This window comes from Luteimonas sp. Soil_C_5 (genome assembly GCF_057656615.1).
Genome location: NZ_JBDGKA010000001.1, coordinates 631,621 through 652,803 on the forward strand (window position 1 = coordinate 631,621; position 21,183 = coordinate 652,803).

Below are 21,183 nucleotides of genomic sequence, written 5' to 3' on the forward strand. Positions count from 1 at the left end.
CGGGAATGAGGCGATATTGCGGCGACCTGCGCAGCCTGTGCATCGCGCTGGTGGTCTGGGGCCTGGCGTTGCACGCCGCCGCGGCCACGCCGCTTGCGGGCGCGTCGGCCGTCAACGTGACGGCGCGGATCGATCGCTGTTTCGAACTGCGCGACAACGCGCCCGCCGAGGCGATCGCGCTCGCGCACGGCACGCTGTCCGCATCGACGCTGGCCGCCGACGACGAAATCAAGCTGCTGAGCTGCCTGGCGCGCGCCGCCGCATTGTCGGGCAGGGTCGACGAGGTGATCGTCGCCGCCGACCGGATCGACGCGCTGCTGCTCGCCGCGCCGCAGCCGCCCGAGTTCGCGTTGCGCGCCTTGTCGAACGCGGGCGCGGCCCTGCACCTGATCGGCCACGTGCCGCGCGCGCTCGACCTGTACCGGCGCGCGTTCGAAGCCGCGCAGGCAGGCGAATCCAACCTGGCCCAGGTGAAGATGCTGATCAACGTCGCCAGCATCCACAGCGAACATCTCGACGCCTACGACCTGGCGGAGCGCACCTTCGCCCAGGCCCAGGGCATCGCAGATGCGAACGACGTGATCGACCCCCTGCTGCAGTACAACCGCGGCCTGAACCATCTGCGCGCCGGGCAACGCGACCTCGCCGTTGCGCAGTTCGAGCACGCCCTGCGCCTGGTGCAGGGACAGGGCCTGTCGGTGCTGGAACGGCGCCTGCAGGCCGAACTGGCCGCGCTGGCAGGCGGCGGGGATGCCCTGCGTCGCCTCGACGCACTGGCGCAGGCGCAGCAGGACGAAGACGCGCCGGGCGCCGCGCTGACCCGGCTGCGCATGTCACGGCTCGCACTGGCGGATGGACATCCCGATGTCGCTCTCGCGCATGCCGACGCGGCGCTCGCACTGGGCATTGCCGGCGCATTCGGCAGCGAACGCCGCGAGGCGCTGCGGGCACGCGTCGACGCGCTGCGTGCGGCGGGCAGGATGGCACCCGCGCTCGATGCGCTGGAGCAGATGCGACGGGAGGAACTCGATGCACTGCGTCGGCAGAATCTCGGCGCACTGGCCGATCTGCAAGCGAGGCTGGAAGACGGCCGCAACGCGGTGGAACTGGAGCGTCTGCGCGAAACCCAGCGTATCGACGCCCTGAACGACCGGCATGCCCGGACCCTGCGCGATGTCGGCGCTGCCGCGCTGTTGCTGCTGGTGCTGCTGGCCTCGGCGTTCGCCTGGTACCAGCGCCGTATCAGCCGCCGGCTCTATCGCCTGAGTGCGATCGACAGCCTGACCGGACTGCTCAACCGCCGTGCGGCGGAACGCGCGATGCATCTGTTGCCGCCCTCGCCTGCGCCGGCTCTGCGCCACGTGGTGTTTCTGGTGGACGTAGACCACTTCAAGCACATCAACGACCTGCACGGTCACGGCACCGGCGACGCGATGCTGGTCGAGATCGCCCGTCGCTTCGAGACGGCATGCCGCGTCGACGACCTGGTGGCGCGCTGGGGCGGCGAGGAATTCCTGCTGGTCGGCACCGCGCTCGACCTAGCACAGGCCTGCGAGATCGCCGAGCGCCTGCGCCGGTCGATCACCGAGACGCCGGTGACGACGTCCGGGATCGAGGTCGTCCTGTCGGTGTCGATCGGCTTCGCCTGTCGCAGCGGCGATGCCACGCGCGATGCGTGGCGCGACACGATCGCGCTTGCCGATCGTGCGCTCTATGCGTCCAAGCGCAGCGGTCGCGACGCGTGGACGGGGCTCTGGTTCGACGATGCGCCGACTGCAGCGGCGCGGCAGGACATCCTGCGCGATCCGGCCGGCGCGATCAGCGCCGGCCAGGTGCAATCCGTGAGCAGCCGGACGCCGATCCAGTGGTCCAGCGCGACTGTCACCGGAACGCCGGAACGCGCGGCTGATCCGGGATGACACCACTGCGGGCGGGCGCAGTGCACCCGCCCGCAGCGTTCAAGCCCTGAGGCCTCAGCGGCGCTCCATCGACAGACGGTAGCGACCGGTCTCGCTGCGGCCCACGGCCGTGGACTCGATCGTGTAGGTGCCGGCCTCGAAGCGGCGCGAGATGCGCGCATCGAGGTTGTCGCCGCCATCGTCGTCGCTGGCGATCATCTCCGAGCCGCGCATCACCTTCACGTAGCTGTCGATGTCGCTCGAACGCATGTCGATCACGTAGTCGCCCGCAGCGCGGACGGTCACGGTCCAGCGGTCGGTCATCCCCTGCAGCAGCGTGGCGTCCACCGCGCGGCCGACGGTCAGCGTGCCGCCACCGGCATTGGCCGGCGGGTCTTCGGCGGCCAGCGCGAGCGTGTAGAAGCCCGCGCCCTGGGTCGCGGTATCGGCGCGCAGGGTGTACTCGCCGGCGTCGAGCAGGGTCACGATGCGCGCATTGAGGCCGTCGCCACCGTCGTCGTCGCTCGTGTCCACGCCATTGCCCGACAGGCGCAGCAGCGAATCGATCTCGTCGCTGCGCATGTCGATGCGCACCAGCTGGCGCGCCGGCAACGAGAACGTGTAGCTGTGCGCCGTGCCCTCGTTGAGGCCGGTCACGGTGCTGCCCGGCGTCAGCGCGCCGCCTTCGCGCAGCGGCGTTTCCGGCGTGGAGCGCGCGGCGATCGCGAGGCGGTACATGCCCGACACCCGCTCGCTGCCGTAGCCCGATGCGGTGATGGTGTACTCGCCCGGAGCCAGGCGTGCGCTGATCCGTGCATTGGTGCCGTCGCCGCCATCATCGTTGCTGAGCGCTACGCCGGGGCCGTCGATCTTCAGGAACGCGTCGAAATCGTCCGACAGCATGTCGACGGTGTAGATGCCCGACTCCGCGATGCGCAGCGTCAGGCGACGCGGTGCATCGACCCAGTCGCTGATCGAGTCGCCGACCGACAGCACGCTGCCGTCGTAGGCGTCGACGCCGGTGACGCGCAGGCTGTAGGGGCCGTAGGCGCTGGCATCGATGCCGCTGACGGCGATCGTGTAGCGACCGGCGCGCTTCGCGCGCACCACCAGCGATGCCGCCTGCGCGGTGTCGCCCGAGGTGGCGATCAGCTCATCACCGAGGAACGCCGTCAGCCGGCCGCGCAACGCGCCTTCGATCGTGATCTGCACCACCTGCCCGTCACGCAGCTCCACCGTGTGCAACTGGCTGCGCGAGCCGTCGCGGTAGTTCACCGCGGAGCGGCTGGTGATCTCGCCGCGGCTGGGGGTGTCGATGGTGATCGGCGTGGGGCGCTCGTTGGCCACGGCGTACGCAGTGGGCGCGATCGCCAGCGCGATCGCCAGCACCAGGGGGGACACGGTCTTCAAGGTGAACTCCTAACTGAGATGAGGGCAGCAGGCTGGGCGACGACGCAGGGCCGTCCCTGGCAGGGCGCCATTCTGGCACCCCCATTCACATTTTACCCGCCAGTCAGCCAGCCGGGCATGCTTCCCGGTGTTCGACCAGCAGCTGCACCGCGTCCCCGCCGCGGTAGTCGTCCGGGGCCAGCCGGTAGACCACGTGCTCCCGCGCCGCGGGTGCGACCTCGCGCCAGCCGCCGAAATGGATCGCAGACAGGGTCTGCCGATGTCCATCCAGCCGCAGCGTGAGCTTGAGATGGCGGGCCCCGACGATGCGCCAGTCGACGACCGCGAATTCGCCATCGAACAGCGGCTCCGGAAACGCCTGGCCCCAGGGCCCGGCGTCGCGCAGATGCGCCGCGTGCACGATGTCGAACTCGTGCGGCCCGAGTGGGCCATCGGTGACCAGCTCCGCGCGCAGCAGCGCCGGATCGAGGACCGCCGCGACCTGCACCCGGAACGCTTCGGTGAAGGCGGCGAGCTGATCGGCGTGCAGCGACATGCCGGCGGCCATGGCATGTCCACCGAAGCGCTCGATCAGTCCCGGATGGGCGCTGTCCACGGCCGCGAGTACGTCGCGAATATGCAGGCCGGGAATCGACCGGGCGGAGCCGCGCAACTGGTCGCTACCGGGCTCGGCCGGCGCGAACGCGACGACCGGGCGATGCAGCGCATCCTTCATTTTCGAGGCGACCAGACCGACCACGCCCGGATGCCAGTCGGCGTCATGCAGACAGACACCGGCGCTGTCGGGCGCCGGCGCCGGCAGGCGGGCAACGGCAGCTTCGGCATCGTCGAGCATCGACTGCTGCACCGCGCGCCGCTCTGCGTTGATGTCGTGCAGCGTGCGCGCGAGTTCGCGGGCCTGCGCGGGATCGTCGCTGAGCAGGCATTCGATGCCGATCGCCATGTCCTCGAGCCGTCCGGCGGCATTGAGCCGCGGACCGATCGCGAAGCCGAGGTCGCTGGCGGTCAGACGGTCGATCTGCCGGCCGGACACCTCGGCAAGCGCCAGCAGCCCCGGACAGGCCTGTCCCGCACGCAGACGGCGCAGGCCGGCCGCGACCAGGGCCCGGTTGTTGGTGTCCAGCGGCACCAGGTCGGCGACCGTGCCCACCGCCACCAGGTCGAGCAGCACCGAAAGATCGGGCACAGGACCCTCGAACGCGCCCTGCGCGCGCAACCGCGCCCGCAGCGCCAGCAGGACGTAGAAGATCACGCCGACGCCGGCCAGCATCTTGCTCGGAAACGCATCGCCGGGCAGGTTCGGATTGACGATCGCATCGGCCGTCGGCAAGGCGGTGCCCGGCAGGTGGTGGTCGGTGACCAGCACCTGCCAGCCCTTCGCCTTGGCCGCGGCGATGCCGGCATGGCAGGCGATGCCGTGGTCGACGGTCACCAGCAGGTCCGGCTGCAGCGGGGCCAGCGATTCCACCAGCGACGGCGACAGTCCATAGCCGTGCACGATGCGATGCGGCACTGCGTGGACCACGTCGCGCGCGCCCAGCAGGCGCAGTCCGCGCACGGCGACGGCGCAGGCGGTCGCACCGTCGCAGTCGAAATCGCCAACGACCAGGATGCGCGCGCCGCGCGCGATGGCATCGGCGAGCAGGCCGGTCGCGGCGTCCAGATTCGACAGCCCTTCGGGCGGCAGCAGGCCGGCCAGCCGGGGCTGGGCGGCGTCGAGATCGTGTGCACCGCGCGCGGCGTAGATGCGGCGCAGCAAGGGCGGCACGTGCGTCGGCCAGGCGTCGCCGACGGTGGCCTCGCGGCGACGGATGCGCGGCGACTGGATCATGCGGGGGCGCCCGTCCCGCCGCGTCGCCAGATGCGCAGGCGGTGCCAGCGGCGCAGACGCCACAGATGCCCGTCCTCGTCGTCGATCGCCAGCGCATCGAGTCCGCCTGCGGCGACGGCTGCGATGGCCGGCGCAAGCCAGTCCTGCTGCAGGGCCCGCAGGTCACGCAGCGCGGTCAGATCGAACAGCGCGTCTTCGCCCGCCACGCCGGGCCATGCCGGCGGCAGGGCGTCGGCGCGCACCGCGACCGCGGCCAGCGCACTGCAGGTGGGATCGTCGCTGTACACGCGTGCGGGCCAGCGACTGGACATCGCACCCGCGGCCGGCAAGGCGCCGCCGCCCCAGAACCACAGCGCATTGACCGGCGGGCGGCCCTGTTCCTGGCGCCGTGCGTTCAGAGGATGGTGATGCAGGGTGATCTGCGCCTCGTTGGCGAGCACGCGCCAGCGCCGGACTTCGGCGCCGGCCTCGGCATCGTCGTCCAGATCGGCGAGATCGGTTCCCAGTGCATCAGCGGGATCGTGGAAGCTCGGCAGGCGCGTGCCGGCCGGCACCTGCAGATACCAGCGCGACGGGTGCGGCGCGTCGAGCAGGAAACCGGCATCGCCAAACAGCGGACGCAGCGCCGGCAACAACGCGTCCGCATCCTCGCGTGTCAGGCCCAGACCGTCGCCGTGCGCCATCAGGCGCACACCGTTGATGTCGGGACGCAGCCATGCCGGATCGGCGCGCAGCCAGGCCACACCCGGTGCGTCGGCGTCACCGGCATCGAGCCGGCGCGACAGCGCCGCAAGCGGCCAGCGCCCTGCCGGCAATGCGGCATGGCGCAACAGCTGGGCGCGTCGCCCACCCTCGCCCGCCGGCGGACGATCCGCCCGGGCCAGGGCGCGGACGACATCCACCGTCCAGCGTTGCGCGCCGAAACGCGCCGGCGCCGGCAGCAGGAAGGTCGCCCGCGTCATCGCCTCAGCCGAGATACTCGACGCTGATGATGTCGTATTCGCGCGTGCCGCCGGGCGCATCGATGCTGATGCTGTCGCCCTCGTGCTTGCCGATCATCGCGCGGGCCACAGGCGAGGAAATCGCGATCAGGCCCTGTTTGATGTCGGCCTCGAGGTCGCCGACGATCTGGTAGCGCTTCTCTTCGTCGGTCTCGGTGTCGGCGATCACCACCGTCGCGCCGAACACCACCTTGTCGCCGGCTTTGAGCTTGGCGACATCGATGAGATCGGCATGCGACAGCTCACCTTCGAGCTGCTTGATGCGACCTTCGATGAAGCTCTGCTGCTCGCGCGCGGCGTGGTACTCGGCGTTCTCCTTGAGATCGCCGTGGGCACGCGCTTCGGAGATCGCCTCGATCACCGCCGGACGCTTGACCGACTTCAGTTCTTCCAGCTCTTCGCGCAGGCGCTGGGCGCCGCGCAGGGTCATGGGTGCGCGCATGGGCGTGCCTCCGTCAGTTCGTTGAAGTGGCTGCCGCGCTGCCCTCGAGGCGCGCGTGCAGTTCCTGCAGTGCCCAGACCGGGCCGCTGCCGCGGAATTCCAGAGAATGCAGCAGGGCCTTGGCGCCGGCAACGGTGGTCGAATACGTCACCCGGTGCTGCAGGGCCTCGCGACGGATCGAGAACGAGTCGGAGATCGCCTGCTTGCCCTCGGTCGTGTTGACGATGTACGCAATCTCGCCGTTCTTGATCAGATCGACGATGTGCGGACGGCCTTCGACGACCTTGTTGATCTGCTCGCATTCGATGTCGTGCTCGCGCAGCCACTTGGCGGTGCCGGCGGTGGAGACGATCGTGTAGCCGCGCGCGATGATGTCGCGGGCGACCGGCAGCACGCGCTTCTTGTCGGGATCGCGCACGGACACGAACACCTTGCCGCTGGTCGGCGGGGTCTTGATGCTCGCCGCTTCCTGCGCGCGTGCGAACGCCGCGCCGAAGCTCTCGCCCACGCCCATGACCTCACCGGTGGAGCGCATCTCCGGGCCGAGGATCGGATCGACGCCCTGGAACTTGGCGAACGGGAAGATCGCTTCCTTGACCGAGAAGTACTCCGGCACGATTTCGGTCGTCGCGCCCTGCTCGGCCAGCGTCTTGCCGGCCATGCAGCGGGCCGCGATCTTGGCGAGCGGCATGCCGATCGCCTTGGACACGAACGGCACCGTGCGCGAGGCACGCGGATTCACTTCCAGCAGGAAGATCGTATCAACGCCGTCGTCGTCGGTCTGCACCGCGAACTGGGTGTTCATCAGGCCGATGACCTTGAGCTTGCGCGCCAGGGCGACGACCTGCTCGCGCAGGCGCGCCTGCACGTCCGCCGACAACGAATACGGCGGCAGCGAGCACGAGGAATCACCCGAATGCACGCCGGCTTCCTCGATGTGTTCCATGACGCCGCCGATCAGCACGTTGCCTTCACGATCGGCGATGACGTCGATGTCGACCTCGACCGCGTTGTCGAGGAAGCGGTCGAGCAGCACCGGCGAATCGTTGGACACCTTGACCGCGTCGCGCATGTAGCGCGCGAGATCGCTGTCGGCGTGCACCACTTCCATCGCACGGCCACCGAGCACGTAGCTCGGACGCACGACCAGCGGATAGCCGATCTCGCGCGCCAGCACCAGCGCTTCCTCGGGATTGCGCGCGGTGCGGTTCGGCGGCTGCTTGAGGCCCAGTTCGTCGACCAGCTTCTGGAAGCGCTCGCGGTCTTCGGCCAGATCGATCGAGTCAGGCGACGTGCCGATGATCGGCACACCATTGGCTTCGAGCGCACGCGCGAGCTTGAGCGGGGTCTGGCCGCCGTACTGCACGATCACGCCCTTGGGCTTCTCGACCTCGACGATCTCCAGCACGTCTTCGAGCGTCAGCGGCTCGAAGTACAGGCGGTCGGAAGTGTCGTAATCGGTGGACACGGTTTCCGGGTTGCAGTTGACCATGATGGTCTCGTACCCGTCGTCGCGCAGCGCCAGCGCGGCATGCACGCAGCAGTAGTCGAACTCGATGCCCTGGCCGATGCGGTTGGGACCGCCGCCGAGGATCATGATCTTGTCGCGGCTGGTCGGCTGCGCCTCGCACTCGTCCTCGTAGGTCGAATACAGGTACGCGGTATCGGTGGCGAACTCGGCCGCGCTGGAATCGACACGCTTGTAGACCGGGCGCACGCCGAACGCGCGGCGCAGCGCACGGATCGCCTGCTCATCGGTGCCCAGCAGCTGCGACAGACGCGCATCGGAGAAGCCCATGCGCTTGAGCGCACGCACGCGCGCCTTGTCGAGCGCATCGATACCGGCAGCGGCGACTTCGGCCTCGGTCGTGATCAGCTCTTCGATCTGGTCGAGGAACCAGTGATCGACGTAGGACAGCGCGTAGACGTCCTCGACCGACAGACCGGCGCGGAACGCATCGGCCAGATAGAACAGACGCTCGGGGCCCGGCTCACGCACTTCGCGGCGCAGCGTCGCCATGTCGTCTTCGTCGGTCAGGTCCAGACCGGTGGGATCGAATCCGACCTTGCCCGTTTCCAGGCCGCGCAGCGCCTTCTGCATCGATTCCTGGAAGGTGCGGCCCATCGCCATGACTTCGCCGACCGACTTCATCTGCGTGGTCAGGCGCGCATCGGCCTGCGGGAATTTCTCGAACGCGAAGCGCGGAATCTTGGTGACCACGTAATCGATCGACGGCTCGAACGACGCCGGGGTCTTGCCGCCGGTGATCTCGTTCTTGAGTTCGTCGAGCGTGTAGCCGACGGCCAGCTTGGCCGCGACCTTGGCGATCGGGAAGCCGGTCGCCTTCGACGCCAGCGCCGACGAACGCGACACGCGCGGATTCATCTCGATGACGACCACGCGGCCGTCCTTCGGGTTGATGCCGAACTGCACGTTCGAGCCACCGGTGTCGACGCCGATCTTGCGCAGCACCGCGACAGACGCATTGCGCAGGCGCTGGTATTCCTTGTCGGTCAACGTCTGCGCCGGCGCGACGGTGATCGAGTCGCCGGTGTGCACGCCCATCGGATCGAGGTTCTCGATCGAGCAGACGATGATGCAGTTGTCCGCGGTGTCGCGGACCACTTCCATCTCGAATTCCTTCCAGCCCAGCACCGACTCCTCGACCAGCACTTCGGTCGTCGGCGACAACTCGAGACCGCGGGTCACGATGTCGACGAGTTCCTCGCGGTTGTAGGCGATGCCGCCGCCCGAACCGCCGAGCGTGAAGCTCGGACGGATGATCGTCGGATAGCCGACGCGCGTCTGGATGTCGATCGCTTCCTCGAGCGTGTGCGCCACTTCGGCGCGCGGGCATTCGAGATCGATCTCGCCCATCGCCACGCGGAACAGCTCGCGGTCCTCGGCCATGCGGATCGCTTCGCGCTTGGCGCCGATCAGCTCGACGCCGTACTTCTCGAGCACGCCGTTGTCTGCGAGATCGAGCGCGCAGTTGAGCGCGGTCTGGCCGCCCATCGTCGGCAGCAGCGCGTCGGGCTTTTCCTTGGCGATGATCTTCTCGACCGTCTGCCAGTTGATCGGCTCGATGTAGACCGCGTCGGCCATTTCCGGGTCGGTCATGATCGTCGCGGGATTGCTGTTGACCAGCACCACGCGATAGCCCTCGTCGCGCAGCGCCTTGCACGCCTGCGCGCCGGAGTAATCGAACTCGCAGGCCTGGCCGATGACGATCGGGCCGGCGCCGATGATGAGGATGGTCTGGATATCAGTGCGCTTTGGCATGTCAGCGGCTCTCGGCGTTCTTGTTGTGCATCGACGCGACGAACCGATCGAACAACGGCGCGACATCGTGGGGACCGGGCGAGGCTTCCGGGTGACCCTGGAAGCTGAAAGCAGGCGCATCGGTGAGTTCGATGCCCTGGTTGGTGCCGTCGAACAGCGAACGATGCGTCACGCGCACATTGGCCGGCAGCGAGGCCTCATCGACCGCGAAGCCGTGGTTCTGCGAGGTGATCATCACCTTGCCCGAATCCAGATCCTGCACCGGATGATTCGCGCCGTGATGGCCGTGCGGCATCTTCAACGTCTTCGCACCGGCGGCGAGCGCCAGCAGCTGGTGGCCGAGGCAGATGCCGAACGTCGGCACTTTGGCGTCGATGAAACTGCGGATCGCGTCGATCGCGTAGTCGCAGGGCTCCGGATCGCCGGGGCCGTTCGACAGGAACACGCCATCGGGCTTGAGCGCGAGCACATCGGCGGCGGGCGTCTGCGCCGGCACCACGGTCAGTTCGCAACCGCGCTCGGCCAGCATGCGCAGGATGTTGGTCTTCACGCCGTAGTCGTAGGCCACGACCTTGAACTTCGCAGGCGCGGTGACGAAGGCATTGCTGTCGAGATCAAGCTGGCCATCGGTCCAGCCGTAGCGCTCGGTGGTGCTGACGACCTTCGCCAGATCCATGCCCTTGAGGCCCGGGAACTTGCGCGCGGCTTCAAGCGCCTGTTCGACATTGACGTCACCGGCCATCACCGCACCGTTCATCGATCCGCGGTCGCGCAGCAGGCGCGTCAGCTTGCGGGTGTCGATTTCGGAGATGGCGACGATGCCGCGTGCGCGCAGCCACTCGGGCAGCGACACCTCGCTGCGCCAGCTGCTCGGACGGCGCGGCACGTTGCGCACGATGAGGCCCGACGCCCAGACCTTGGACGCTTCGTCGTCCTGGTCGGTGCAGCCGGTGTTGCCGATATGCGGATAGGTCAGCGTCACCAGCTGGCGCGCGTACGAGGGATCGCTCAGCACTTCCTGGTAGCCGGTCATCGCGGTGTTGAACACCACTTCGCCGACAGAAAGGCCAACGGCGCCCACGGAAACGCCCTCGAATACGGTGCCGTCTTCAAGGACGAGAATTGCGGTATCTGTCACGAGGTCTTCGCCTACGTCAGGTTGCAGGAAACCGCCAGAGCGGTGGAGACCGGTCCGGAGGTTAGGGTTCAGGCGAGCGAGAATTGTACGGGCGCGACCGCCTTCACGCCAGCAGAAATGTGCGCGGGTTCAGGCCGGCGCGTCTGGCGACGGCGCCAGCAGGTCGGTGACCGCATAACGACGCGGCGTGCGTCCGGCCAGGCGCTGGGCCACGTGCAGCGCACCCGCGGCGAAAATGTCGCGGTTGCCGGCGCGGTGGATCAGCTCGATGCGCTCGCCCTGCGTGGTGAACTGCACCAGATGCTCGCCCACGATGTCGCCCGCGCGCAGCGACGCGTAACGGGGCGTGGCGCCCTGCGCCGATGCCGCTTCGCCCAGCGTCAGCGCGGTTCCCGACGGCGCGTCGAGCTTGCGCGTGTGATGCGATTCGACGATGTCGCAGTCCCATCCGGGCAGCAGCGCCGCGGCGCGTTGCACCAGGTCCTGCAGCACCGCGACGCCGAGACTGAAGTTCGAGGCCCAGACCACCGGAATGCGCGCAGCCGCCGCGTCGAGCGTGTCGCACTGCGCTGTCGACAGGCCGGTCGTGCCCGACACGAACGCCGCGCCGCGCCGCTCGCACAACGCGAGAATCGCGTCGAAGCCGCCCGGCAGGCTGAAGTCGATCGCGACGTCGAACGCCGGTACGCCGCCGAGCTCCGCGGCGCCGAAATACGGCACCCCATCGATGACCCGCTGTTTCGGCGCGCTGCCCGAGACCGCGCCGACCAGCTGCAGGTCATCGCGCCCCTGCGCCAGACGCAACAGCGCCTGGCCCATGCGGCCGGAGGCGCCGTGTACCAGGACGCGGACTGGAGCGCTCATCGCAGGGAATTCCGGGGGACGTCAGGCATCGGGCAATCGCAGGCAGGACTCGTCATGGCTGCATTCTAGCGTCGCGCCGTGCGCAGTCGCGCGCGAACGGTCCGGCGGGCGCAGGCCACCACGGCGGCCACGTTGCGCACGGCATGACCGTGACAGATGCGGGAATCAGCGTTCCATCGCCGCGCCCTGTTGCAGGGCGCGCCCGGTATCCCGCCGGTCGGATTGCGCGCGTCAAGTGGCAATACGAAGACGCATGCCGGCACGTGGATAAAGATTGACCAGTCTGTGCGCGCCGCGCTGCGAGCGGTCCAGGCCCGCTTATCCACACGTTTGTCCGCAATCGGTCCACACCCCCTGTGGATGACCGCCGCCCAACGGCCCCGCGCGGACTCGTCAAGCAGGCCTGATTCCGGTGCCGGAATCGGCAGGTTCCCGTCCCGCGCCGATACATGTCGCGCTGCGCGGATCAAGGGCCCATTCGACCCACCTCGCGCGGCGGTGGCGAATTGATGACCACCGGTTTCCGGCCCATTGTGGATGCGGCCTCGCGAGGCTTATCCACACCTTTGTCACCAGTCCATCCACATGTCTTGTGGACAGCTGGACCGTCTAGCGTCGCGCTCCCACCAGGTCAACGGGTTTTTGCAGGGCACATGACGCTGCGCCGCGCCGCAGCGCGGTTCGTCGCCTGCAGTGCCACCGTCCGGCTGAGTCGCGAGTGCCCTGCCGCACTGGAGTTCCACGCGAGCTGCGAGCGCCGTCGCTGCCTGCACACTCGCAGCGCTTATCCACAAGCCTGTCGACAGCCGATACCGGACGCACAACGGACCTGCAGGCCGGCCCCGGCAAGGTCGATGCCGACGCCAGATTCCGGGCGGATTCCGGACTGCAGATACGCGAATGCCCGGTAGATGCCGGGCATTCGGTGGGACGCGCCTATGTGATGCAGATCAGGACGTCATGCGTTCCCAGAAGCCCTTGACCCCATCGATGAACGTGCTCGACCGCGGCGAATGCCGGCGGGCGTTCTCGGCGGTGAACGTGCCTTCGAAACGCTCGAGCAGATCGCGCTGCTCGGCCGTGAGGTTCACCGGTGTTTCCACGACGACCTTGCAATACAGGTCGCCGGCGGCCCGGCTGCGCACGGACTTGACGCCCTTGTCGCGCAGACGGAAGACTTTGCCGGTCTGGGTCTCGGCCGGCACGCGGATCTCCGCTTCGCCGCCCAGCGTGGGCACGCGCACCGTGGAGCCGAGCGCCGCCTGCGAAATGCGCACCGGCACTTCGCAGTGCAGATCGTCGCCATCGCGCTGGAAGATGTCGTGCGGACGCACCCGCACCTCGACGAACAGATCGCCCGGGGGCGCACCCGACGGTCCGGCTTCGCCCTCACCGGTGAGCCGGATGCGGTCGCCCGAATCGACGCCCGCCGGCACCTTCACCGACAGCACCTTCTCGTCTTCCACACGGCCGGCGCCGCGGCAGGTCGTGCACGGATGGGCGATCGTCTGCCCCTGCCCCGCGCAATGCGGACAGGTCTGCTGCATCGTGAAGATGCCGCGCTGCATCCGCACCTGGCCGTGACCCGCACAGGTCGTGCAGGTCTCGCGCTTGCCGTCCTCGGAGCCACTGCCGTCGCAGTCGTCGCACATCGCCAGCGTGGGCAGCTCGATGCGCTTCTCGACACCGGCGACGGCGTCCTCCAGGTCGAGCTCCATCACATATCCGATGTCGGCGCCGCGGCGCGGTCCACCGCCCCGTCCGCCACCGCCGAAGATGTTGCCGAAGATGTCGCCGAAGATGTCGCCCATGTCGGCGCCGCCGCCGAAGCCCGGCCCGGCGTTGCCGCCGCCCATGCCGTGCTCGAACGCCGCGTGGCCGTGCTGGTCGTACATGCGGCGCTTGCCGCCGTCCGACAGCACCTCGTAGGCCTCCTTGCACTCCTTGAAGGCGGCTTCCGCCTCGGCATCGCCCGGATTGCGGTCCGGGTGATGCTTCATCGCGCAGCGCCGGTAGGCCTTCTTCAGCTCCTCTTCGGTGGCGGTGCGTTGCACGCCGAGGACTTCGTAGTAATCGCGTTTGCTCATACGGCAGTCATTCGTAATTCGTGATTGGTGATTCGGAACAGCACGTCGAGTCCGGGACTACGGATGGAAGAAGCGGAGCCAGGGCGCCGCTTCTTCCGATCACGCATCACGAATCCACCAATTACGGCTTCCTCTCGTCGTCCTTGACCTCGGTGAACTCGGCGTCCACCACGTCATCGGACTTCGGCGCTTCGCCCTGGCCGCCGGCATCGCCTGCGCCCGGACCACCGGCCGCGGAGGCCGCCGCGAACAGCTGCTGCGCCGCTTCCTCGAGCTTCTTCGACTTGGCTTCGATCTGCGCCTTGTCGTCGCCCTTCATTGCGGTCTCGACATCGGCGATCGCGGATTCGGCATTGCCGATCACGTCGCCCGGCAGCTTGTCGCCGTTGTCCTTGATCGCGCTGCGGGTGCTGTGCACCAGCGCATCGGCCTGGTTGCGGGCCGCGACGAGTTCCTGGAACTTCTTGTCCTCTTCGCGGTGCGCCTCGGCGTCGGCCACCATCTGCTGGATCTCTTCGTCCGACAGGCCCGAACCGGCCTTGATCTCGACCTTCTGTTCCTTGTTGGTCTTCTTGTCCTTGGCCGACACATGCAGGATGCCGTTGGCGTCGATGTCGAACGACACCTCGACCTGCGGCATGCCACGCGGCGCCGAATCGATCCCGGTCAGGTCGAAGCGGGCCAGCGACTTGTTGAAGCGGGCCTGCTCGCGCTCACCCTGCAGCACGTGCACGGTCACGGCGGACTGGTTGTCCTCGGCGGTCGAGAAGGTCTGAGAGGCCTTGGTCGGGATCGTCGTGTTCTTTTCGATAATCTTGGTGAACACGCCGCCCAGGGTCTCGATGCCGAGGCTCAGCGGGGTCACGTCGAGCAGCAGCACGTCCTTGACGTCACCAGCCAGCACGCCGCCCTGCACGCCCGCGCCGATCGCGACGGCCTCGTCGGGGTTCACGTCCTTGCGCGGTTCCTTGCCGAAGAACTCGGCAACCGCCGCCTGCACCTTGGGCATGCGGGTCTGGCCACCGACGAGGATCACCTCGTTGATGTCCGACGCGCGCAGGCCGGCGTCGTTGAGCGCGGTGCGGCACGGCTCGATCGTCTTGCGCACGAGTTCCTCGACCAGCGACTCGAGCTTGGCGCGGGTCAGCTTGATGTTGAGGTGCTTAGGGCCCGACGCATCGGCGGTGACGTACGGCAGGTTCACTTCGGTCTGCTGCGAGGACGACAGCTCGATCTTCGCGCGCTCGGCCGCGTCCTTCAGACGCTGCAGCGCCAGCGGATCCTTGCGCAGGTCGATGCCCTGGTCCTTGTTGAACTCTTCGACGAGGTAATCGATGACGCGGGCGTCGAAGTCTTCGCCGCCGAGGAAGGTGTCGCCGTTGGTGGCCAGCACTTCGAACTGCTTCTCGCCATCGACTTCCGCGATCTCGATGATCGACACGTCGAAGGTGCCGCCGCCGAGGTCGTACACGGCGATCTTGCGGTCGCCGCCGGACTTGTCGAGGCCGTAGGCCAGCGCGGCCGCGGTCGGCTCGTTGATGATGCGCTTGACGTCGAGACCGGCGATGCGGCCGGCGTCCTTGGTCGCCTGGCGCTGGCTGTCGTTGAAGTACGCCGGCACCGTGATCACGGCTTCGGTGACCTTCTCGCCCAGGTAGTCCTCGGCGGTCTTCTTCATCTTCTCGAGAATGCGCGCGGAGACTTCCTGCGCGGACAGGCGCTTGCCGTCACTGGTCGACACCCAGGCGTCGCCGTTGTCGTGCTCGAGGATCGAATACGGGACCAGACCGATGTCCTTCTGGACCTCGGCATCCTTGAACTTGCGGCCGATCAGGCGCTTCACCGCGAAGAACGTGTTGTGCGGGTTGGTGACGGCCTGACGCTTGGCCGATGCGCCGACCAGCACTTCGCCGTCCTTGGTGTACGCGACGACCGACGGCGTGGTGCGGTCGCCTTCGCTGTTCTCGATGACCTTGGCCTTGCCGCCGTCCATGATCGCCACACACGAGTTCGTCGTGCCGAGATCGATGCCGATGATCTTTGCCATTGCAGTGCTTCCTCTAGGAGATGTTGTGCCGGGACGGCGAGGCCGTCGATGCGGGGTATCTGGGGGCCGCAGCGGGCGCGTTCAAGCGCCGCCGGGCCGGAACACGCGGGTCAGTCGGCCTTGGCCACCACCACCATCGCGGGGCGCAGCAGGCGGTCGTTGAGCAGGTAGCCCTTCTGGAAGACCTGGGCCACGGCGCCCGCGGGCACGCCCGGCGCGTCGATGATGCTCATCGCCTGGTGCTGCTCGGGATTGAAAGCATCGCCCGGCGCGGGCGCCAGGGTGGACAGGCCGCTGGCCTCGGTGGCGCGGGTGAGTTCGCGCAGCGTCAGTTCCACACCGGCGCGCAGCGGGTCCGCTTCGGAGGCGTTGGCCAGGCCGGCCTCGAGCGCATCGAACACCGGCACCAGCGCCGACAGCAGGCGCTCGTTGGCGAAGCGGCGGGCGCTGTCGATCTCGCGGGCGAGACGCTTGCGCTGGTTCTCGAGATCGGCGCGCTCGAGCAGGCTCTGCGCGCGGACCTGCTCGACTTCCGCCTTCAGCAGTTCAACCTGCTCGGCGAGCTGCGCGTCCACACCGTCGATCGACGCCTCGTGGCCGTCGTGCGCGTGGCTGGACTCGGGGTGCTGGGGATCGTGCTGTTCGTGGGTCATATCGGGTTCCGGGGCGGGCGTCTGGCCGCCGACCCGATCCCCTATGGGGTCGCCGGATCCGGATTCAAGGCAGCGCCGAGCAGTCCGGCCGTCGCCTGGACCACCGGAATGATCCGTTCGTAGGCCATCCGGGTGGGCCCGATGACGCCGATCACGCCGAGCGTGCGGCCGCCCGCGGCGTACGGCGCGGTGACCAGGGACATGCCCTCGAGCGGCGCCAGGCCGGTTTCCTCGCCGATGAAGATGCGTACACCCGGCGCGTGAATCGTGCGTTCGAGCAGCTGCAGGATCTCGCGCTTGCGGGCGAAGGCCTCGAACAGCTCGCGCAGGCGGTCGAGGTCCGACAGGTCCTGCACGCCGATCAGCCGGCTCTGGCCCGCCAGCACCATGTCCTCGTCGCCGGGGACCAGGGCCTGTTCGGCCAGCTCGACGGTCTGCGACAGCAGGGCTTCCATCTCGTCGCGCGCGTTGCGCAGGTCGTCGAGCAGCGCAGCGCGGATGTCGGCCAGCGGCCGGCCGGCGCAGTGCTGATTGAGGTAATTGGCGACCCGCTCCAGCTCCTTGGCTTCGAAGCTGCGCCGGGTGTGGAAGATGCGGTTCTGCACCTCGTGATCGGCGAACACGATGATTGCCATCACCCGCTGGCCGTCCAACGGCACGAAATCGATATGCCGGAACGCCAGCTGCTCGCGCCGCGGCACCGAGACCACGCCGACGAAGTGGGTCATCGCCGAGACCAGCTCGGAGGCACTGCCGAGCAGCGACTGCTGCCCGCCGCCCGCACTGAGTTCGCCGCGCAGATGGATCAGCTCCTGCTCCTTCAACGGCTTGATCTGCAGCAGCGAGTCGACGAAGACCCGGTACCCCTGGGTGGTCGGCACCCGCCCGGCGGAGGTATGCGGTGATGCCAGCAGGCCCGCCTCTTCCAGATCGGACAGGATGTTGCGGATCGTCGCCGGGCTCACGTCCAGCCCCGAATGCCGCGCCAGCGTCTGCGAACCGACCGGTCCGCCATCGCGGATATGGCGCGCGATCAGCGTGCGCAGCAGCTGGCGGGCACGCGGATCGAGCGGATGGTCGGCTGGGGACGGCATGGGGGCGGTATACGGTGCACCTACCTGCGATGCAAGCGCCGCATTCTCCTGCCGTGAGACGAAGACGCGATATCTAGCGCAGCCTCGAACGCATATCCGCACACCGATCTACTCGCCCACGCCGCGCCAAGGCACAATCCGCACCCATGCTGACCCACCTCGCCATCCGCAATTTCGCCGTCGCCAGCCAGTCGGACCTCGAGTTCGGCGCAGGCCTGACCGTCATCTCCGGCGAGACCGGCGCCGGCAAGTCCTTGCTGGTCGACGCGCTCGGCTTCCTGTCGGGGCAACGCGCCGACAGTGGCATCGTGCGCCATGGCGCCGAACGCGCCGAACTGCATGCCGAGTTCGCGCTCGACGATGCCGCGCCCGCGCTGCGCTGGCTGCGCGAACACGAACTCGATGACGGCGACACCTGCCAGCTGCGCCGCACCTTGCGCGCCGATGGCGGCTCGCGTGCCTGGATCAATGGCCGGCCGGCGACGATCACCCAGCTCGGCGAACTGGCCGGGCACCTGGTCGAGATCCACGGCCAGCACGAACACCAGGCCCTCCTCGCCCGCGGCAGCCAGCTCGCGCTGCTCGATGCGCAGGCCGGCAACGGCGCCCTGCTTGCCGAGGTGCGTACGACCGCACAGGCCTGGCGCGCGCTGCACGATGAGCGCGATGCGCTGGTCGGCATCGGCGATGTCGCCGAGCGTCGCGACTGGCTGCGTCATCAGCTCGACGAACTCGAAGGCGAATCGCTGGCCGCCGACGCGGTGGCCGATCTGTTCGCCAGCCACCGCCGGCAGGCGAACGCCGCCGGCCTGATCCAGACCTGCGATACGGCGCTCGAGCGCATGCGCGGCGACGACGATCTCGGCCTGCCGCAGGCCCTGCAGACGCTGCGCCACGATCTGGCGCGGATGCGCGCGCACGAGCCGCGATTGGGCGACGTCGACGCGATGCTCGATGCCGCGGCGATCCAGCTCGACGAGGCGACGCTGCTGCTGGGCCAGGTGCGCGACGATCTCGACATCGATCCCGCACAGCTGGAGACGCTGGAACAGCGCCTCGGCCAGCTGCACGAACTTGCGCGCAAGCACCGCGTGACGCCTGAAGAACTCATCGACGTGCAGACGCGCCTCGCGGGCGAACTCGAACAGCTCGATGGCGCTGGCGAACGCCTGAAGCAGCTTGATGGCGAAATCGAAGCTGCGATGGGGCGCTGGCGCACCGCCGCGGATCGTCTTGGTGCGGCGCGCCGCAAGGCTGCCAAGGCGCTGTCGAGCGCGACCACCGCGCTGATCCATGAACTGGGGATGGGCGGCGGGGTGTTCGAAGTCGCGATTGAACCCGTCGAGACCACTCGACCCGATCCGCAGGGCGCCGAGCGCGTGGAATTCATGGTGTCGGCCAATGCCGGCCAGCCGCCGCGTGCGCTGCGAAAGGTCGCGTCGGGCGGCGAACTGTCGCGCATCTCGCTGGCGATCGAAGTCGCCGCGCTCGGCCACGACGCGGTGCCGACGATGGTCTTCGACGAAGTCGATTCCGGCATCGGCGGCGCGGTTGCCGACATCGTCGGCCGCAAGCTGCGCGCGCTCGGCGAGAGCCGTCAGGTGCTGTGCGTGACCCATCTGCCGCAGGTGGCGTCGAAGGGCCACACGCATTACCGCGTGCACAAGTCCAGCGCCGAGGGTGCGACCGAAAGCCGGGTCAGTCTGCTCGACACCGGCGAGCGCACCGAGGAACTCGCACGCATGCTCGGCGGCGTGGACGTCAGCAAAGAAGCGCGCGCCGCGGCCCGCAAGCTGCTGCAGGGCATGGTCTGACGGAATGGACCGCCGCACGGCCAGCTGCGCCTGCGGTCAATTGCGCATCGACGTGTCCGGCGTGCCGGTGCGCGTGTCCGTCTGCCATTGCCTGGACTGCCAGCGCCGCAGCGGCAGTGCGTTCGGCGTGCAGGCGCGGTTTCCGGCTTCGGCCACGCACGTGCACGGCACGCACAGCGAATACGTGCGCATCGGCGACAGCGGAGGTCGCATGTGCGCGTCGTTCTGTCCGCAGTGCGGATCGACGGTCTTCTATGTCGTGGACGCGATGCCCGACCTGATCGCGATTCCGGTCGGCGCATTCGCCGACCCCGGATTTCCCGCGCCGGCAGTCTCGTATTACGAAGAACGCATGCACGCCTGGCTGACGCTCGACGGCGACATGCGGCACGAACACTGACCGCCGCGCGCAGCGCGGCAGCCGGTCCGGAAAACGTCAGCGCTTCTTGCGGACGTACAGCACCAGCGAATGCTCTTCGAGAATGTAGCCGTACTGCTCGGCGATCTGCCGCTGCAGGGCCTCGATCTCTTCGCTCTCGAACTCGATGATCTTGCCGGTATCGACATCGACCATGTGGTCGTGATGACCACCGCGGTCGAGCTCGTACACCGCGTGACCGCCTTCGAAATTGTGCTTGAGCACGAGGCCCGCAGCTTCGAACTGGGTGAGCACGCGATACACCGTCGCCAGACCGATCTCGTCGCCCTGGTCCAGCAGCTGCCGGTAGATGTCTTCGGCGGTGAGGTGCTGGCGCGGGGTGCGCTGCTCCAGCAACGCGAGAATCCGCATCCGCGGATGGGTGACTTTCAGGCCGGCTTTGCGCAGGTCGAGTGTTTCCATCGGGTGTCTCCAGGTCCGGGCCGGCATTCACTGGCGGTTTAGCGCCAGCGTGTCCGGGCGCGGTCGCGGCAGGCGTCAGAGTGTATCATCGGCCCGGTCCCACAGCCCCTCGCCGAGCGCACGTCTCCATGCAGAAATTCCTTCTCGTTCCGGTCATCGCCCTGGCCACCAGTGGATGCGGCCTGCTGTACAAGCAGCCGATCTATCAGGGCAATCTGATCGAGCAGTCCGCCGCGGAACAGCTGCAGGTGGGCATGGGCAAGCCGCAGGTCGAAGCGCTGCTGGGCACGCCGGCCATCGCCGATCCGTTCCACCACCAGCGCTGGGATTACACCGCCAGCGAGCGCGTGGGTCGCAGCGGCCGGACCGACATCAAGAACTTCACCGTGTTCTTCGAGAACGACCAGGTGGTGCGCTGGGAAGGCGACTATTTCCCGAACCGCGACCAGTCGCTGGCCGAGGAAATGCGCAAGTTCGGCAACCTGCCGAGGGAACGCGGCAACAACCGCCGTCGCTGAGTCAGCGCGTCGCGCGTTCTGCGGCACGCCTGCGTCGCGCGTCCTTCGGATCGATCTGCAGGGCGCGCAGCAGTTCCAGCCGGTCCCCGTCGCGCAGCACCGTCTCCGTTTCCACGCGCACGCCGAAGACCGCGTAACCGGCGACGTCGTCCATGAGATCGGCGATTGCAGCCAGCGCATCGGTGACCGTGCTGCCGTCCGCGAGATCCAGGGTCCGCTGCGCATGCACGCGCGGCCAGGCCTTCAGCACTTCGATCTGCAT

General features: G+C 68.3%; 17 protein-coding genes. 4 read left to right on the forward strand and 13 right to left on the reverse strand.

Going from position 1 to position 21,183, the window contains the following annotated elements; genetic code table 11:
• Positions 1 to 5 precede the first annotated feature (5 nt).
• The gene (locus AC3A5K_RS03110; RefSeq protein WP_487616034.1) at positions 6 to 1,919 is read left to right on the forward strand and encodes a diguanylate cyclase; all 1,914 of its coding nucleotides are present in this window, start codon (positions 6 to 8) and stop codon (positions 1,917 to 1,919) included.
• A gap of 54 nt (positions 1,920 to 1,973) precedes the next feature.
• On the opposite strand, the gene AC3A5K_RS03115 is transcribed toward AC3A5K_RS03110, so the two are convergent.
• The 11 genes from AC3A5K_RS03115 to hrcA form a co-directional block, all read right to left on the reverse strand.
• Positions 1,974 to 3,308 carry a hypothetical protein gene (locus tag AC3A5K_RS03115; protein ID WP_487616035.1) on the reverse strand — a complete coding sequence of 445 codons (1,335 nt, stop codon included), beginning with the start codon at positions 3,306 to 3,308 and terminating at the stop codon, positions 1,974 to 1,976.
• A gap of 103 nt (positions 3,309 to 3,411) precedes the next feature.
• A complete protein-coding gene (recJ, locus tag AC3A5K_RS03120; protein WP_487616036.1) occupies positions 3,412 to 5,139 on the reverse strand; it encodes a single-stranded-DNA-specific exonuclease RecJ in 1,728 nt (575 codons plus the stop codon).
• A complete protein-coding gene (locus AC3A5K_RS03125; RefSeq protein ID WP_487616037.1) occupies positions 5,136 to 6,101 on the reverse strand; it encodes a phosphoglycerate mutase in 966 nt (321 codons plus the stop codon). The genes recJ and AC3A5K_RS03125 overlap by 4 nt, the downstream gene beginning before the upstream one ends.
• Before the next feature lie 4 nt (positions 6,102 to 6,105).
• The gene (greA, locus tag AC3A5K_RS03130; protein ID WP_487616307.1) at positions 6,106 to 6,570 is read right to left on the reverse strand and encodes a transcription elongation factor GreA; all 465 of its coding nucleotides are present in this window, start codon (positions 6,568 to 6,570) and stop codon (positions 6,106 to 6,108) included.
• A gap of 25 nt (positions 6,571 to 6,595) precedes the next feature.
• A complete protein-coding gene (gene carB / locus AC3A5K_RS03135) occupies positions 6,596 to 9,865 on the reverse strand; it encodes a carbamoyl-phosphate synthase large subunit (protein ID WP_487616038.1) in 3,270 nt (1,089 codons plus the stop codon).
• A gap of 1 nt (position 9,866) precedes the next feature.
• The gene (carA, locus tag AC3A5K_RS03140) at positions 9,867 to 11,003 is read right to left on the reverse strand and encodes a glutamine-hydrolyzing carbamoyl-phosphate synthase small subunit (RefSeq protein WP_487616039.1); all 1,137 of its coding nucleotides are present in this window, start codon (positions 11,001 to 11,003) and stop codon (positions 9,867 to 9,869) included.
• 129 nt (positions 11,004 to 11,132) lie between these two features.
• The gene (gene dapB, locus AC3A5K_RS03145) at positions 11,133 to 11,867 is read right to left on the reverse strand and encodes a 4-hydroxy-tetrahydrodipicolinate reductase (RefSeq protein ID WP_487616040.1); all 735 of its coding nucleotides are present in this window, start codon (positions 11,865 to 11,867) and stop codon (positions 11,133 to 11,135) included.
• A 950-nt stretch (positions 11,868 to 12,817) separates the two neighbouring features.
• Positions 12,818 to 13,954 carry a molecular chaperone DnaJ gene (gene dnaJ / locus AC3A5K_RS03150; RefSeq protein ID WP_487616041.1) on the reverse strand — a complete coding sequence of 379 codons (1,137 nt, stop codon included), beginning with the start codon at positions 13,952 to 13,954 and terminating at the stop codon, positions 12,818 to 12,820.
• A gap of 121 nt (positions 13,955 to 14,075) precedes the next feature.
• Positions 14,076 to 16,001 (reverse strand): molecular chaperone DnaK, encoded by a 1,926-nt coding sequence (dnaK, locus tag AC3A5K_RS03155; RefSeq protein ID WP_487616042.1) that lies wholly within the window; start codon positions 15,999 to 16,001, stop codon positions 14,076 to 14,078.
• Positions 16,002 to 16,111: 110 nt separating this feature from the next.
• On the reverse strand, positions 16,112 to 16,654 hold the full coding sequence (gene grpE, locus AC3A5K_RS03160) for a nucleotide exchange factor GrpE (protein ID WP_487616043.1): 543 nt from the start codon (positions 16,652 to 16,654) through the stop codon (positions 16,112 to 16,114).
• A 41-nt stretch (positions 16,655 to 16,695) separates the two neighbouring features.
• Positions 16,696 to 17,748, reverse strand: coding sequence for a heat-inducible transcriptional repressor HrcA (gene hrcA, locus AC3A5K_RS03165; protein ID WP_487616044.1), 1,053 nt, complete (start codon positions 17,746 to 17,748; stop codon positions 16,696 to 16,698).
• A gap of 146 nt (positions 17,749 to 17,894) precedes the next feature.
• On the opposite strand from hrcA, the gene recN reads away from it, so the two are divergent.
• Together recN and AC3A5K_RS03175 are read left to right on the forward strand one after the other, a co-directional pair.
• Entirely contained in the window at positions 17,895 to 19,562 is a 1,668-nt protein-coding gene (gene recN / locus AC3A5K_RS03170) for a DNA repair protein RecN (protein WP_487616045.1), read from the forward strand.
• Positions 19,563 to 19,566: 4 nt separating this feature from the next.
• Positions 19,567 to 19,962, forward strand: a complete 396-nt coding sequence (locus tag AC3A5K_RS03175; RefSeq protein WP_487616046.1) for a GFA family protein — start codon at positions 19,567 to 19,569, stop codon at positions 19,960 to 19,962.
• A 36-nt stretch (positions 19,963 to 19,998) separates the two neighbouring features.
• On the opposite strand, the gene fur is transcribed toward AC3A5K_RS03175, so the two are convergent.
• The gene (fur, locus tag AC3A5K_RS03180; protein ID WP_487616047.1) at positions 19,999 to 20,403 is read right to left on the reverse strand and encodes a ferric iron uptake transcriptional regulator; all 405 of its coding nucleotides are present in this window, start codon (positions 20,401 to 20,403) and stop codon (positions 19,999 to 20,001) included.
• 128 nt (positions 20,404 to 20,531) lie between these two features.
• On the opposite strand from fur, the gene AC3A5K_RS03185 reads away from it, so the two are divergent.
• On the forward strand, positions 20,532 to 20,921 hold the full coding sequence (locus AC3A5K_RS03185; RefSeq protein ID WP_487616048.1) for an outer membrane protein assembly factor BamE: 390 nt from the start codon (positions 20,532 to 20,534) through the stop codon (positions 20,919 to 20,921).
• 1 nt (position 20,922) lies between these two features.
• Here the strand turns inward: AC3A5K_RS03185 and AC3A5K_RS03190 are convergent, their stop codons facing one another.
• The gene (locus AC3A5K_RS03190; protein WP_487616049.1) at positions 20,923 to 21,183 is read right to left on the reverse strand and encodes an RnfH family protein; all 261 of its coding nucleotides are present in this window, start codon (positions 21,181 to 21,183) and stop codon (positions 20,923 to 20,925) included.

Bases quoted from the DNA above. Each gene is read 5' to 3' on its own strand.
- fur (WP_487616047.1), bottom strand. From the start codon at position 20,403: ATGGAAACACTCGACCTGCGCAAAGCCGGCCTGAAAGTCACCCATCCG.
- AC3A5K_RS03185 (WP_487616048.1), top strand. From the start codon at position 20,532: ATGCAGAAATTCCTTCTCGTTCCGGTCATCGCCCTGGCCACCAGTGGA.
- AC3A5K_RS03175 (WP_487616046.1), top strand. From the start codon at position 19,567: ATGGACCGCCGCACGGCCAGCTGCGCCTGCGGTCAATTGCGCATCGAC.
- dnaJ (WP_487616041.1), bottom strand. From the start codon at position 13,954: ATGAGCAAACGCGATTACTACGAAGTCCTCGGCGTGCAACGCACCGCC.
- AC3A5K_RS03190 (WP_487616049.1), bottom strand. From the start codon at position 21,183: ATGCAGATCGAAGTGCTGAAGGCCTGGCCGCGCGTGCATGCGCAGCGG.
- AC3A5K_RS03125 (WP_487616037.1), bottom strand. From the start codon at position 6,101: ATGACGCGGGCGACCTTCCTGCTGCCGGCGCCGGCGCGTTTCGGCGCG.
- dapB (WP_487616040.1), bottom strand. From the start codon at position 11,867: ATGAGCGCTCCAGTCCGCGTCCTGGTACACGGCGCCTCCGGCCGCATG.
- hrcA (WP_487616044.1), bottom strand. From the start codon at position 17,748: ATGCCGTCCCCAGCCGACCATCCGCTCGATCCGCGTGCCCGCCAGCTG.
- recN (WP_487616045.1), top strand. From the start codon at position 17,895: ATGCTGACCCACCTCGCCATCCGCAATTTCGCCGTCGCCAGCCAGTCG.
- AC3A5K_RS03110 (WP_487616034.1), top strand. From the start codon at position 6: ATGAGGCGATATTGCGGCGACCTGCGCAGCCTGTGCATCGCGCTGGTG.
- dnaK (WP_487616042.1), bottom strand. From the start codon at position 16,001: ATGGCAAAGATCATCGGCATCGATCTCGGCACGACGAACTCGTGTGTG.
- carB (WP_487616038.1), bottom strand. From the start codon at position 9,865: ATGCCAAAGCGCACTGATATCCAGACCATCCTCATCATCGGCGCCGGC.
- greA (WP_487616307.1), bottom strand. From the start codon at position 6,570: ATGACCCTGCGCGGCGCCCAGCGCCTGCGCGAAGAGCTGGAAGAACTG.
- grpE (WP_487616043.1), bottom strand. From the start codon at position 16,654: ATGACCCACGAACAGCACGATCCCCAGCACCCCGAGTCCAGCCACGCG.
- recJ (WP_487616036.1), bottom strand. From the start codon at position 5,139: ATGATCCAGTCGCCGCGCATCCGTCGCCGCGAGGCCACCGTCGGCGAC.